A 13,087-nucleotide genomic window follows, 5' to 3' on the forward strand; every position below is an offset into this window, starting at 1 on the left:
TAAGAATCATTCTTCAAGGGGAAGGGGCGGCATCGTGCGGTTTCTCGCGACGGGGCCGTTCCCACGGTTTTGGCAGGCTGTCGGCCTCGCTACCAAGATTTTGGCAGGCTGTCGGCCTGCCAGGGCAAAAGCGCGCGCAGCACCCGGTCAACGGTCGCGTAAAGCAGCACGGAAAACGTGGCAAGAACAGCCAGGGCGGCAAACATCAGGGGGACTTGCATGCGTGCGTTGGCATGGAGCATGAGATAACCCAGGCCGGCGCTGGAGCCGACCCATTCGCCGACCACGGCGCCGATCGGGGCCACGGCGGTGGCAACGCGCAAGCCCGAGGCCAGGGCGGGCAGGGCGGCCGGAACCCGGATGCGCAGCAAGGTGGCGAGCGGCGAGGCGCCCATGACCCGGGCCAGGTCCAGCCAGGCCGGTTCGGTGCGGCGCAGGCCATCAAGGAAGGCGGCGCTGACCGGAAAGAACAAGATCAGGCTGGTCATGGCCACCTTGCTCGCCAACCCATAGCCCAGCCACAACACCAGCAAGGGGGCGATGGCGAAAACCGGAATGGCCTGGCTGATCACCAGCAAGGGCAGCAACACGCGCCGGGCCAGGGGCGAAAGGGCAATGGCCAGGGCAGCCAGGCAGCCCAGAAGACTGCCCAGCACCAGACCCAACCCGATTTCCAGCCCGGTCACGGCGGCGTGGTGGGCAAGCAGGTCGGCGCGTGCGATCAACGCGGCCAGGGTTTCCCCGGGGGAGGGCAAAAGGTAACTGCGGTGGCCGGCAAGGTGGGCGGCGCCCTGCCACAGGGCCAGCAGGCCCCCCCCCACGCTCAGGGGGCCCAGCAGGGCGCCAAGACGCTTCCAGGAGAGCATGGCGCGTTTACCTCTCCTCGTCTGTGTCCAGGGCCTTCGCCAACTGGGTCAGCAAGGGCGCGTGCCAGGTTTGAACGGCGGCGCTGCCGGGGGGGCGTGGCGGCGTGCCGTCGGGCCGGATCGCATCGCCCGGGCGGGCAGGGCGGCCGGCCAGCACGTGCACGTGGTGCCCCAGGCGCAGGGCCTCCAGCGGGTCGTGCGTGACCAGGATCACGGTGCGCCCGGCCAGCAAGGTGGCGGCGAGATCGCCCAGGCGCAGGCGGGTGGGGGGATCCAGGGCGCTGAACGGCTCGTCCATCAAGACCACGGGCCGGTCTTCCATCAAGGTCCGGGCGAGGGCGACCCGCTGGCGCATGCCGCCCGACAAGGTGCCAGGCCGGTCATGGGCGTGGGCGGCCAGCCCGACCTGGGCCAGCAGCGCCAGGGCCCGGTCCCGGTCGGCCGGGGTGGGACGCCCGCGCAGCCGGGGCCCCAGCGCCACGTTGCGCACGGCATCAAGCCAGGGGAGCAGGCCATCGCCTTGGCCCATGTAGGCGCATCGGCCATCCAGCGGCTGTCCGGTATCGTCGGTGATCCGGGTGTTCGGGCCGGGGGTGCCCCCGGTTTCCAGGCCCGCGACCAGGCGCAGAAGGGTGCTTTTTCCGACTCCGCTGGGGCCCAGCAGGCAGGTCCAGGCCCCAAGGGGCGCTTCCAGGGTCAGATCCTGGAACAAGGGACGGTCCCCGAGGTCGAGTCGGTCGATGAAAACCCGCAGGCCTCGTTCAGGCCCCGCGGACGCGCGCAAGGAAGGGGGCGGGAGGGCAGGGGCGGGGGGCATGACAAGGCGACTCATCGCATCGGGCCGAGGGTCCGATCATCCCTAATGCTTTTTTCGCCCCCGGGAAACCACTTTCAGGGCGGAAGACGGCGAGGATCGCGCAGGGCCTGAACAGAGGAACGTCGCGCAGGAAGACCTGCGCGACGTCCATCCGGCCGGGAAACAGGGGGCAGTCGGGGGCGTTTCCCGGCTGGGCTTTTGATCGACAAGGAGATCAGCTATGAAAGCCGGGGGCTCTCCCCTTGCGACCTGGGACAAATATTAATCCCGAGAATTCTTTCTTGCAAGTATAAAACGTCTTTCCGGCAAGAATAATGAATTTTTATTGATATATATTTACCAGTATTTTGTTTTCAATTTTATCAATCAAGGAGCGAAGCGCATGACGTGGAGTCAGATGATGAAGCCTCTCAAGGCCATGGCGATCGTTGCCGTGATCGTGCTGGGGGGCCTGGCCCCTTCCTGGGGCCAGGGCGCGGCGGGTTCCATGCCGGGGGGGGCGGCCGAGCCCGCTCCGTTGCCCCGTTCCCACCTGGTGATCGAAACCCAGGACGGGCGCCAGGTTCCGTTCGAGGTGGAAGTGGCCACCACCCCTCAGCAGCGGGCCGTGGGGTTGATGTATCGCAAGAATCTGCCCGCCGACGCCGGCATGCTGTTCGTGTGGGGCGACACGGCGCCCCGAACCATGTGGATGAAAAACACCCTGGTCGCGCTGGACATGCTGTTTCTTGATGATCGCGGCTGGATCGTGCATGTGGTGCGCAACACGAAGCCCCAGGACGAAAGCCTGATCACGGCGCCGTTTCCGGCCGCGGCGGTTTTGGAAATCAACGCCGGCACGGCCGAGCTTTTATCGCTCGAAGCCGGCGACCGGGTCCGTCATCCGCTGCTTGAGGGCGGTCTGTGACGCCGATGGGTGGAAAAGGAAAGGAAGAAACTCATGCTGACGCCCGAGGAAATCCGGATCTTGCAAGGGGCGCCCTTCCCGGGGTTGCGGCCCGGGGATAACCTTTGGCCGGAAATCGAAATCGTCGATGTGCGTTCGGGGGAACTGGTGGGCGACGGCGCGGTGGCCGACTTGTTGATCCGCCGCCGTTTCCTGGAAGGCGAACGCATGTGGGCCCCCAAGCCCGACCGCCATCCCGAGGGGTTCCGAATCGAGTATCCCTTTTTGTACCGCCTGACCGAGGCCGGCCGCGAGGCCCTGGCCGCCGCCCAGGCTGAGCTTTCGTCGACGGGCTGAAGAGCGGCTCGGGAGTCGCCCGTTACAGGACCTCCCGGCTGAACGTGGAAAGGGATTGGACAAAGGTTTGGAAAAAATCGACCAGGCGGGCGGTGGTCACGCCGCCGGCCAGGTCCTGCTCGGCCTCCAGCACCGGATCCCCGTCGTCATCCAGATAGGCCCGGGAATAGCGACGGGTCTTGTTCCAGGTATTGACTTTTTCCATCGTGGCCTGGGTTCCCGACATCGAAAACTGCATGTCGATGGATGTGCCCTTGTTTGATCCAATCAGAACCAACACCTTGACGCCTTGCATCATGACGACCAGATCGCCGTCCTGATCGGTGGTGATGTTGGTGAACCCCTGGCTTTGAAGAATCTGTTCAACCTGGGAAGCCGTGAGGTGCTCCACCACGGGCCCTTCCGCCCACGCGCGGGCCGGCAGCCCCCAGGCGCCCACCACAATCGCCGCCGCCAGGGCAAGCGCCGTGGCGTGTTTGAGCTGGCTCATCGCTTGTCCTTCCTCTTCTTCCCTCGTCCGGCGTGTCGGGAGGGGAACCAAGCCATTTAGGTCGAAGGGGGAGGCTCTTCAAGCCGTGGCCATGGGCGTGGCCCGGCATCGCGAAACAAAGGGGATGAAATCACTGAAAACGCGCCCTGGTTTTGGCCGGTCCTCCCCCGGGCGGCTGATGTTCCTTTTTTGTTCGCCATGGCCGGCGAATGAACTGAAGTTCTAGAACATGGTTCGTTTTGAATCGGAGCGGATCCCAAACACATTTCAGCCATATTCTCGCTTGACACCCCCGGCGGGCTTGGTATTGTCCTCATCAAGACGGGCGGCGGACACAACAGTGTTTCTCGCCACTTCGAGAAAGAAACGGGATGCATCCATGTATTCATGTCTTTCTTGAAGTTAAGTCCTACCCCTTTGTCGAATGTCGGCCTTATCCAGGCTGGCTTCACCAACGATCTTGTGGAGGGATTATCATGGCTGACAACACCAAGGTTTACCCGTCGGGTCTGACCGAAGCCGAAGCCCAGGAATTCCACTGCTGGTACACCAAGGGCCTGGGCGTGTGGGTGGTGCTCTCCGCTTTCGCTCACATCTTCACCTACACCTACCTGCCCTGGTTCTAAGAGAACCGGAGATCCTCTTCTCCGGGCGGGCTCCCGGGGAGTGTGATCGCCAAGGCTGGTTTGGTTTTTTGTCTTTCCCTGCTTTTTGGAGGCGAATGCCATGTGGAGAGTTTGGCTGCTGGTTAACCCCGCTCAGGCCCTGTTCGCGAGCGCTGGTATCCTGGTCGTCGTGGTGACCATCATTCACCTGTTCGCCATGGGTGGCCCGCTGTCCCAGTACCTGTTCAAGGGCTTCATCGAGAAGGGCCTGTAAGGCTTTCTTCTTGAGCTGGGTCTTCCCCTTCCGGGGGAAGAGCGTAAGCCGGATCGCATGATCCCCTCCCGCCCGGTGGCATCGGCCAGCGGGCGGGTTGTCGTTTGAGCCTGGGTTGTCGCGCCGGGCAAACAAAGGAAAGGGGATCGCTTTTTCCTCGCGATCCCCCGCTGCCCGGTGTCGGTCGCCCCGTTGTCGGTTCAGGGGTAGTTGTCGGTTCAGGGGTAGATGAAGCCGTAGGCGGGGTAGGGGCGCCCGAACGTGCCCACCTCCGGGTGAAGAAAGCGCACCAGGCTCCAGTCATTGGCGGCGGAAATGTCCTCGGCGGGCATGTTTTCGTAAACCTTGCCCCGTGTCTTGCCGTCCCATCCCCAGTTGGCATGACTGACCTGGATGTGGCGCGCGTCTTCCAAGGTGGTGACGACGGCGACGTGCCCGTCGGGCAGACGCGACCCGGCACGCAAGACCAGCACGGAGCCCAGCCGGGGCTCGGTGCCGCGCGCATAGCTCGCGCCTGACTTATACCACCATTCGTCGGCGTCGCCTTGAAGCGCCACCCCCGAAACATAGCGGGCATAGGGCACGCACCACACAAAGCCGTTCTGGTCGGGGTAGGGGGGGACGGCCATGCGCCGGGGGCCTTCGGGGGGGCGGGGCGCGGCGCACGCGGCCACCAGAAGCAAGACTGCGAGAAAGACCGGTTTCATCAACGTCCACACCAGGTTGGAGCCCGCTTTTCCAGGAAGGCGTCAATGCCTTCCTCGGCATCCCGGGCCATCATGTTGCGGGTCATGATGGCACTGGCATAGGCATAGGCCTGTTCCAGGGGCATGTCGATCTGACGCTGGAACGCCGCCTTGCCCAGGGCCACGGTCAAGGGCGAGCGGTCGGCGATGCTTCGGGCCAGGGCGGTGGTTTCGCGCACGAGATCCGCCTGGGCCACGACCTTGTTGATCAATCCATGGGCAAGAGCGGTGGACGCGTCGAGGGGCTCGCCGGTCAGCAGCATTTCCATCACCTTCTTGCGTCCGATCGCCCGGCTGAGCGCGACCATGGGCGTGGAGCAAAAAAGGCCGATGGTGACGCCCGGGGTGGCGAAGCGGGCCTCCTCGGCGGCCACCGCCAGGTCGCACGAGGCCACCAGCTGGCACCCGGCCGCCGTGGCCATGCCGTGCACGCAGGCGATCACCGGCTTGGGCAGGTGCACGAGGGTCATCATCAGGCGCGCGCACTGGGTGAACAGGGCTTCGTAGGCAACGGCGCCGGGGTTGGCCCGCATTTCACGCAGATCGTGGCCCGCGCAGAAAACCGGGCCCCGCGCGGCCAGGATCACCACCCGCACCGCGTCGTCGGCACCGGCGTCGTCAAGGGCCTGCTGCAACGCGCCCATCAGGGCCACCGACAAGGCGTTGCGGGCCTGGGGGCGATTCAAGGTCAAGGTGCGCACGCCCTCGTGGGTCTCGGCAAGCAAGATCGGATCGCATGCGCTCATCATGGGGGCGCTCGTGGGGGCACTCATGGGGGAAGCCTCCTGGTCTGTCGGGAACGGACGCAAGGCCGCGCGCAAGGCGCCCCAAAACCTATCGCGGGCCCGAGGGCGCGCGCAATGGAAGGCGCGGCGAAAAGGCGGATCCTGGCACCGTGTCGGGAGAAAACGAGAAAAAGAACCGCAAATCAGGCCACTAGGCTGGCGCATCCAAATACCTCACTCGTAGTCCCCTGTTTTATAAGTGAAAAATGTGTGTTGACAGGGCCGGCGATCCTGGCATACTCCGCCCCCTCGCTTCCCGCAAGGGAGGCGATCCCTCTTTTGTTATGGTGCCGCCCAGTCGTCCGATCCCGACACGTCCGGGCGCGGGCTTGGTCGGAAGCAACAAAGAAAGAAACAATGAGAACCTATTCCGCGAAGCCCTCCGAGGTGGAAAGGAAGTGGTACGTGATCGACGCCGAAGGCGTCGTTCTCGGCCGTCTTGCCGTGATCGTGGCTGATTTGCTGCGGGGCAAGAACAAGCCCATGTACACGCCTCACATCGACACGGGCGATCATGTGATCGTCATCAACGCCGAGAAGGTTCACCTGACCGGCAACAAGGCCGCCAACGAGCGGTTTTTCTGGCACACCGGCCATCCCGGTGGCATCAAGAGCCGCACCCTGGGGCAGATCCGCGACGGGGCCCACCCCGACCGCCTGATCTCCAAGGCGGTGCAGCGCATGATGCCGCGCGGTCCCCTGGCCCGGGCCCAGTTCGGCAAGCTGCGCATTTATGCCGGCCCGGCCCATCCTCACGAGGCGCAGCAGCCCGAGATCCTGGACGTGGCCGCCCTGAATCCGAAGAACAAGAGGAGCGCCTGATCCATGGCCGACGAAATCAAGTCCTTCGAGGATCTGAAGCAGGCGGCGGGATCGATCGCGACGGCTCCCGAGCGCCGCGAGCCCAAGCGCGACGAACTGGGGCGCAGCTACGCCACCGGTCGACGCAAGGACGCCGTGGCCCGCGTGTGGGTCAAGGCCGGGTCGGGGCGCATCACGGTCAACGGCCGTGATCTGGACGCCTATTTCCCCCGTCCGGTGCTGCGCATGGTGATCAACCAGCCGTTCGTGGTCACCAACACCGCCCAGCAGTTCGACGTGGTGTGCACCGTGGCCGGTGGTGGTCTGTCGGGTCAGGCCGGCGCCCTGCGTCACGGCATCAGCCGCGCCCTGTGCGACTACGATCCCGAACTGCGCAAGGCCCTGAAGGCCGTGGGCTTCCTGACCCGCGACCCGCGCGCCGTCGAGCGTAAGAAGTACGGCCGCGCCAAGGCCCGCCGCAGCTTCCAGTTCTCCAAGCGCTAACCGGCGGTTTTTCGCCGGATGGCATCGGGGGCCCCAACCGGTTGGTGGGGCCCCTTTTTTCATGGCCTGCTTTCATCGCCACCCCAAGGGAGGGCTTTTTGATGATCAGTCCCGAATTCCTGCTCACCTCGTTGGTCGTTGCCCTGATTCCGGGGACCGGCGTGCTTTACACCCTGACCATGGGATTGGCGGGGGGAGCACGGCAAGGCGCGATTGCCGCCGTGGGCTGCACGCTGGGGATCGTGCCTCATCTGCTGGCCGCCGTGCTGGGCGTGGCGGCGGTCTTGCATGCCAGTGCCCTGGCCTTCCAGGGGCTCAAGATCCTGGGCGTGGCGTTCTTGCTCTACATGGCTTGGGGACTGTGGCGCGACAAGAATGCCTTGCGCCTGGACGAGGGGCCGCGCGTGCCCGCCCGGGCGCGGACGGTGATTGGCCGGGGGATCGCGCTCAATCTGCTGAACCCGAAGCTGTCGGTGTTCTTCCTTGCGTTCCTGCCCCAGTTCGTGCCGGCCCAGGCGGCCGGGGGCACGCTGACCATGACCGTGCTGGGGCTGGTGTTCATGTTCGTGACCTTGGTCGTGTTCGTGATGTACGGTCTGTTCGCGGCGCGGGTGCGCGAGGCCCTGCTGATGCGCCCTCGGGTGGTTACGTGGCTGCGGCGCACCATGGCGGGGATGTTCGTTCTGTTCGGCGTGCGGCTCGCGCTGAGCGAGCGCTAAAAAAACCGATATCGCGTTTTTTTCTCTTGCCGGGGAGGGGGGTTCTGGCTACATTGCGCCTCCCGACGGACCCCGGGACACCGGGTTCCTCCCCCTCGCCAGGGCCCTTGTGGTCAGGGCGATTGCTTCGGTCGGAGCGTGGCGCAGCCTGGTAGCGCACTTGACTGGGGGTCAAGGGGTCGCTGGTTCGAATCCAGTCGCTCCGACCAACTTATTTCATCGGATGGGCGCCCCTTGGGGCGCCTTTTCCGTTTGAGGCGCGGGCCACGGGGGAAGGGGGGCGGACCTCCGGGGCACTGCACGGAAAAACAATTCCAGATCAAGGGGTAAACAGCCCCGGCATGACCTAAGTCGGCCGTTGCCGGGGGGCGTGGCGTCTGCTACAGTCCCGCGACTTTCTCAGGTAAGGCGGCTCGTTCGGGGCCGGCCTTCCCACCGGGTTGACGTCAATCCGGTTTCCCCCCGGCCTTCCGCCCCATTCCTTGGGCGTGGACGCCGGGACGTGATGGAATCGTTCAGCGTTGAGCACCAACCCGCCAAATCCGACCGATCCGGACATCTCCCCCGTTTCCATCGCCGAGGAAATGCGGCGCAGCTACCTGGATTACGCCATGAGCGTGATCGTCAGCCGCGCCCTGCCCGACGTGCGTGACGGCCTGAAGCCGGTCCACCGCCGTATCTTGTTCTCGATGAAGGAGAACGGATACGAGTTCAACAAACCCTACCGCAAATCGGCCCGCATCGTTGGCGACGTCATGGGTAAGTACCATCCCCATGGCGACCAGGCGATCTACGACGCCATGGTCCGCATGGCCCAGGGCTTTTCCATGCGCCTGCCTTTGATCGACGGGCAGGGCAACTTCGGATCCATGGACGGCGACAAGGCCGCCGCCATGCGTTACACCGAGGCCCGCCTGGCCAAGGCGGCGCACAGCTTGCTGGACGACATCGAAAAGGACACGGTCGATTTCCAGCCCAACTACGACGAAACCACCCGCGAGCCGGTTGTCCTGCCGGCCCGGTTCCCCAATCTGCTGGTCAACGGCGCCGGGGGCATCGCGGTGGGCATGGCGACCAACATCCCGCCCCATAACCTGGGCGAGCTGATCGACGCCTGTTGCGCCCTGATCGACACCCCGTCCCTGACCGACGAGGACCTGCTGACCCTGGTGCCCGGCCCCGACTTCCCCACCGGGGGCTTGGTGCTGGGACGGGCCGGCATTCGCGCCGCCTACCTGACCGGGCGCGGCTCGATCGTCATGCGCGGGCGCTGCGAGATCGAGGACATGGCCCGCGACCGTCAGGCGATCGTGGTCACCGAGGTGCCCTACCAGGTCAACAAGGCGGCGATGGTCGAAAAAATCGCCGACCTCGTGCGCGACAAGAAGCTGGAAGGCATTTCCGACATCCGCGACGAATCCGACCGTCGCGGCGTGCGCGTGGTGATCGAGGTCAAGCGCGACGCGGTGGCCGAGGTGGTGCTGAACCAGCTCTACCGGTTCACGCCCCTGCAAAGCTCGTTCGGGGTCAACATGCTGGCGCTCAACGGCGGGCGGCCGCAGTTGATGACCCTGCGCGCCATGCTTGAAGCCTTCATCGCGTTTCGCGAGGAGGTCATCCGGCGGCGCACCATTTTCGAGCTGGGCAAGGCCCGCGAGCGGGCGCACACCCTGGTCGGCCTCGCCATCGCGGTCGCCAACCTCGACGAAATCATTGCCCTGATCCGGGCCGCGTCCGACCCCCAGACCGCGCGCGATCAGCTGATGGCCCGCGACTGGCCGGCCGAGGACGTGGAGCCCCTGGTCCGTCTGATCGACGAGCCCGGGCGCACCGTGGTCGACGGTTGCTACCGGCTGTCGGAGGAACAGGCCCGCGCCATCTTGGACCTGCGGCTCCACCGCCTGACCGGCCTGGAGCGCGACAAGGTTCACGGGGAACTGGGCGAGATCGGCCTCAAGATCGAGGAATTCCTGGGCATCTTGCGCTCCCACGCACGCCTGTACGAAATCCTGCGCGCCGAGCTGGTCGAAATGAAGGAGGCCTACGCCTCGCCCCGGCGCACCGAGATCGAGGAAAACGAGTTCGAACACGACATCGAGGACCTGATCCAGCGCGAGGACATGGTGGTGACCGTCACCAGCACCGGCTACATCAAGCGGGTGCCGCTGGCCACCTACCGGGCCCAGCGCCGGGGCGGGCGCGGGCGCACCGGCATGTCCACCCGCGACGAGGATTTCGTGACCTCGATCTTCGTGGCCAGTACCCACACGCCGTTGCTGTTCTTCTCGTCCGACGGACTGGTCTACCGCCTCAAGGTCTACCGCCTGCCGCTGGGCACCCCCCAGGCCCGGGGCAAGGCCATGGTCAACCTGCTGCCCTTGTCCGAGGACGAGCGCATCACCACCGTGATGCCTCTGCCCGAGGACGAAGACACCTGGGGCGACCTGGATGTGATGTTCGCGACCGAAACCGGCAACGTCCGACGCAACCGGCTGTCGGACTTCACCAACATCATGGCCAACGGCAAGATCGCCATGAAGCTGGATGAGGGCGACCATCTGGTGGGCGTGGCCACCTGCACCGAAAACCACGACGTGCTGCTGACCACCAACCAGGGCAAGGCCATCCGTTTCCCGGTGGCCGAGGTCCGGGTGTTCGCCGGACGCACCTCGACCGGGGTGCGGGGAATCCGCCTGGCCGATGGCGACCGGGTCAACGGCCTGTCGATCCTTACCCACGTCGAGGCCTCGGCCGAGGCACGGGCCGCCTACCTCAAGCAGGCCAGCGCCCTGCGCCGGGCCAGCGGGGAGGGCGAGGACGACAGCACCCTGGACGCCGAACCCGGAACCCTGAGCCCCGAGGAGTTCGAGCGTCTGGCGGTGGTCGAGGAATTCATCCTCACCGTGACCGCGCGCGGCTACGGCAAGCGCACCTCGGCCTATGAATACCGGGTGGTCGGACGCGGCGGCCAGGGCATCGCCAACATTGAAATGAGCGAGCGCAACGGCGAGGTCGTGGCCTCGTTCCCCATCGGCCACGACGACCAGGTGATGATGATCACCGATGGCGGGCAATTGATCCGCATGCCGGTCAACGACGTGCGCATCGCCGGCCGCAAGACCCAGGGCGTGACCTTGTTCCGCCTGTCCGAGGGCGAACGGGTGGTGTCGGTGGCGCCGCTGTCGGATGTGTCGGGCGGGGACGGAACCGAGGGCAACGGGACCGGCGAGGACAGGGAACCGGACGAGAATCCGGAGCAGGGAACGGAGATCGAGAATGGGTCATGAGCGGATCGGGATTTATCCCGGCACCTTTGATCCGGTGACCAACGGCCACCTGGACATCATCGCCCGGGCGACGCGGCTGGTCGATCGTCTGACGGTGGCGGTGGCGGCCAACGCCGGCAAGGGTCCCTTGTTCTCGCTCAACGAGCGGGTGGCCATGGTCGAGGAAGTCCTGGCGCCCCTGACCGCCAGGGGTGCCCGCATCGAGGTGGTGCCCTTTTCCAACCTGTTGATGGATTTCGCGGTTCAGCGCGGGGCATCGATGCTGGTGCGGGGCCTGCGGGCGGTTTCGGATTTCGAATACGAATTCCAGATGTGCGGCATGAATTCGCGCCTCAATGCCTCGATCGAGACCGTGTTCCTGATGGCTTCCGAGGGCTGCCAGTTCATTTCGTCGCGCTTCGTCAAGGAAATCGGGCGTCTGGGTGGCGACATCTCCGGATTCGTGCCCGCCTCGGTGCACCGTCATCTGCTCACCCGTTTCGCCGAGCTGGATGCCCAGGCCGGGACCGGCGAGGTGTCCTGATCGCGCAGGCCCGAACTCCCCCGCCGGCGCGGGGGCCCGTTCATTGGAAGCTTCTGCTGGTTTTCTGTCTGAAACGAAGGGGACCTTGATGAAGAAGCGTTTGTTTTCGTTCTTGCGGACCATAAGCGTCCTTTTGGCCAGCCTGGGAGTCGTCATGACCGAAGCCGCCGCCGCCGACCTGGAAAACACCTTGTACATGGACCTGCCCTATGGCCGGGTCGTCATCGAGATGCGCCCCGATCTTGCGCCCAAGCATGTGGAACGCATCAAGACCTTGACTCGTCAGGGCTTTTACAACGGGACCCCGTTCCACCGGGTGATTGACGGCTTCATGGTGCAAGGGGGTGATCCCACCGGCACCGGGCGGGGCGGCTCGGATCTGCCCGACCTGCCGGCCGAGTTCAGCCCTTCGTCGAAGGCCCGCCACGTGCGGGGCGTGCTGTCGATGGCGCGTACCAGCAATCCCAACAGCGCCAACAGCCAGTTCTTCATCATGCTGGCCCCGGCCACCCACCTGGATGGTCAGTATTCCATCTGGGGTCAGGTGGTTGAAGGCATGGATCTGGTGGACCGCATCAAGAAGGGTGATCCCCGCGCCAACGGCAGCGTGACCGATCCCGACCGCATCGTGAAGATGCAGGTTGCCGCCGACGTCAAGGAATAAAGCCCGTTTTCTCGGGTGGGGGACTGGCGTGCTTTTTCAGGCATGTGGCGCCGTCCCCTGGTGTTTCAGGTTCGGGTGGTGCGGCGTCGCACCTGTCCCTTCGTGGATCTGAACGCACACGAACAAAAAGGGCCCCGATCCGCTCGGGGCCCTTTTTTATGTCATTCATGCAAAAGGCTGCCCGTTCGTGCGCGCCGCATGCGGTTCACGCGCGGGCGATTGTTCTTGTCGGGCGTCAATGGCACCGTTTACCGACCTCCCCCTTTCCATTCTCCCGGGGGGGCCTGGCCCGTGTCCACGGCCCTCTCCAAGACAAAGGGTGCCCTTTCATGACCACCTCTTCGAGCCCCAGCCCATCGTCGCCTTCCGGCACCGAGGGGAGGAGTGCCTACGCCGTTCCAGAACGGTACGTGAGTTTCCGCACCATCGATTTTGAAGGCAACATGCGCCGGGTGATGGACCACCTGCAGCGTTACATTGACGATCCCGAGCATGCCAATGCGTTGTGGGAGCGCTTCAAGACCCGGCTGGCCCAGGCCGAGCAGGGAGAAAACGCGATCACCGACAAGCTGCTTTTGCTGCACTCCCATGTTTACTACATGGTGGAGCTGTTCGAGGACCAGGACGACGAGGAAGCCCTCGCCGCCCTCAAGAAACTTGAGGAGGAGTGTTTTTAGAAATAATCTCTTTACGAGATTAAGGGCGTTTTTTCAGGGGAGCGACATCCCCGAACGCGCCCCGCGCTTTCCTAGAGTAATCCGAG

Annotated in this window: 16 protein-coding genes and 1 tRNA gene; 12 read left to right on the plus strand and 5 right to left on the minus strand. The window is 64.9% G+C overall.

The window, feature by feature from the left end; translation table 11 throughout:
- Positions 1-89 precede the first annotated feature (89 nt).
- Both ROR02_RS14090 and ROR02_RS14095 read right to left on the minus strand, forming a co-directional pair.
- Positions 90-866 (minus strand): ABC transporter permease, encoded by a 777-nt coding sequence (locus ROR02_RS14090; protein WP_147164682.1) that lies wholly within the window; start codon positions 864-866, stop codon positions 90-92.
- 7 nt (positions 867-873) lie between these two features.
- A complete protein-coding gene (locus ROR02_RS14095; RefSeq protein ID WP_456152348.1) occupies positions 874-1,578 on the minus strand; it encodes an ABC transporter ATP-binding protein in 705 nt (234 codons plus the stop codon).
- Positions 1,579-2,065: 487 nt separating this feature from the next.
- On the opposite strand from ROR02_RS14095, the gene ROR02_RS14100 reads away from it, so the two are divergent.
- Complete coding sequence (locus ROR02_RS14100) at positions 2,066-2,590, plus strand: DUF192 domain-containing protein (protein WP_147164684.1); 525 nt, start codon at positions 2,066-2,068, stop codon at positions 2,588-2,590.
- A gap of 33 nt (positions 2,591-2,623) precedes the next feature.
- The gene (locus ROR02_RS14105; RefSeq protein WP_147164685.1) at positions 2,624-2,926 is read left to right on the plus strand and encodes a hypothetical protein; all 303 of its coding nucleotides are present in this window, start codon (positions 2,624-2,626) and stop codon (positions 2,924-2,926) included.
- Between the two features lie 22 nt (positions 2,927-2,948).
- Here ROR02_RS14105 and ROR02_RS14110 read toward each other — a convergent pair whose 3' ends face one another.
- Positions 2,949-3,416, minus strand: a complete 468-nt coding sequence (locus tag ROR02_RS14110; RefSeq protein ID WP_147164686.1) for a YbjN domain-containing protein — start codon at positions 3,414-3,416, stop codon at positions 2,949-2,951.
- Positions 3,417-3,892: 476 nt separating this feature from the next.
- On the opposite strand from ROR02_RS14110, the gene ROR02_RS14115 reads away from it, so the two are divergent.
- Together ROR02_RS14115 and pufA are read left to right on the plus strand one after the other, a co-directional pair.
- The gene (locus tag ROR02_RS14115) at positions 3,893-4,042 is read left to right on the plus strand and encodes a light-harvesting protein (protein ID WP_147164687.1); all 150 of its coding nucleotides are present in this window, start codon (positions 3,893-3,895) and stop codon (positions 4,040-4,042) included.
- A gap of 100 nt (positions 4,043-4,142) precedes the next feature.
- Positions 4,143-4,295: a light-harvesting antenna LH1, alpha subunit gene (gene pufA / locus ROR02_RS14120; RefSeq protein WP_147164688.1), complete on the plus strand. Its 153-nt coding sequence runs from the start codon at positions 4,143-4,145 to the stop codon at positions 4,293-4,295.
- Positions 4,296-4,513: 218 nt separating this feature from the next.
- Here the strand turns inward: pufA and ROR02_RS14125 are convergent, their stop codons facing one another.
- Positions 4,514-5,002 carry a CHAP domain-containing protein gene (locus ROR02_RS14125; protein ID WP_147164689.1) on the minus strand — a complete coding sequence of 163 codons (489 nt, stop codon included), beginning with the start codon at positions 5,000-5,002 and terminating at the stop codon, positions 4,514-4,516.
- A complete protein-coding gene (locus ROR02_RS14130; RefSeq protein ID WP_407672660.1) occupies positions 5,002-5,814 on the minus strand; it encodes an enoyl-CoA hydratase in 813 nt (270 codons plus the stop codon). The genes ROR02_RS14125 and ROR02_RS14130 overlap by 1 nt, the downstream gene beginning before the upstream one ends.
- Positions 5,815-6,183: 369 nt before the next feature.
- Between ROR02_RS14130 and rplM the strand changes: the two genes are divergently transcribed.
- The 8 genes from rplM (at position 6,184) to cowN (ending at position 13,001) form a co-directional block, all read left to right on the plus strand.
- A complete protein-coding gene (gene rplM, locus ROR02_RS14135) occupies positions 6,184-6,648 on the plus strand; it encodes a 50S ribosomal protein L13 (protein WP_147164690.1) in 465 nt (154 codons plus the stop codon).
- A 3-nt stretch (positions 6,649-6,651) separates the two neighbouring features.
- Positions 6,652-7,131, plus strand: coding sequence for a 30S ribosomal protein S9 (rpsI, locus tag ROR02_RS14140; RefSeq protein WP_147164691.1), 480 nt, complete (start codon positions 6,652-6,654; stop codon positions 7,129-7,131).
- A gap of 101 nt (positions 7,132-7,232) precedes the next feature.
- Positions 7,233-7,850, plus strand: a complete 618-nt coding sequence (locus ROR02_RS14145; protein WP_218032826.1) for a LysE family translocator — start codon at positions 7,233-7,235, stop codon at positions 7,848-7,850.
- Between the two features lie 132 nt (positions 7,851-7,982).
- Positions 7,983-8,059: transfer RNA gene (locus ROR02_RS14150), tRNA-Pro, on the plus strand.
- Between the two features lie 312 nt (positions 8,060-8,371).
- Positions 8,372-11,137, plus strand: coding sequence for a DNA gyrase subunit A (gyrA, locus tag ROR02_RS14155; RefSeq protein WP_147164692.1), 2,766 nt, complete (start codon positions 8,372-8,374; stop codon positions 11,135-11,137).
- Complete coding sequence (gene coaD / locus ROR02_RS14160) at positions 11,127-11,660, plus strand: pantetheine-phosphate adenylyltransferase (RefSeq protein ID WP_147164693.1); 534 nt, start codon at positions 11,127-11,129, stop codon at positions 11,658-11,660. Before gyrA ends, coaD begins: the two co-directional genes overlap by 11 nt.
- A gap of 154 nt (positions 11,661-11,814) precedes the next feature.
- Entirely contained in the window at positions 11,815-12,324 is a 510-nt protein-coding gene (locus tag ROR02_RS14165) for a peptidylprolyl isomerase (RefSeq protein WP_147164697.1), read from the plus strand.
- Between the two features lie 329 nt (positions 12,325-12,653).
- The gene (cowN, locus tag ROR02_RS14170) at positions 12,654-13,001 is read left to right on the plus strand and encodes a N(2)-fixation sustaining protein CowN (RefSeq protein WP_147164694.1); all 348 of its coding nucleotides are present in this window, start codon (positions 12,654-12,656) and stop codon (positions 12,999-13,001) included.
- Positions 13,002-13,087 lie beyond the last annotated feature (86 nt).

The sequence above is a fragment of the Pararhodospirillum oryzae genome, assembly GCF_007992075.1.
In the GTDB taxonomy this organism is placed as follows: domain Bacteria; phylum Pseudomonadota; class Alphaproteobacteria; order Rhodospirillales; family Rhodospirillaceae; genus Pararhodospirillum; species Pararhodospirillum oryzae.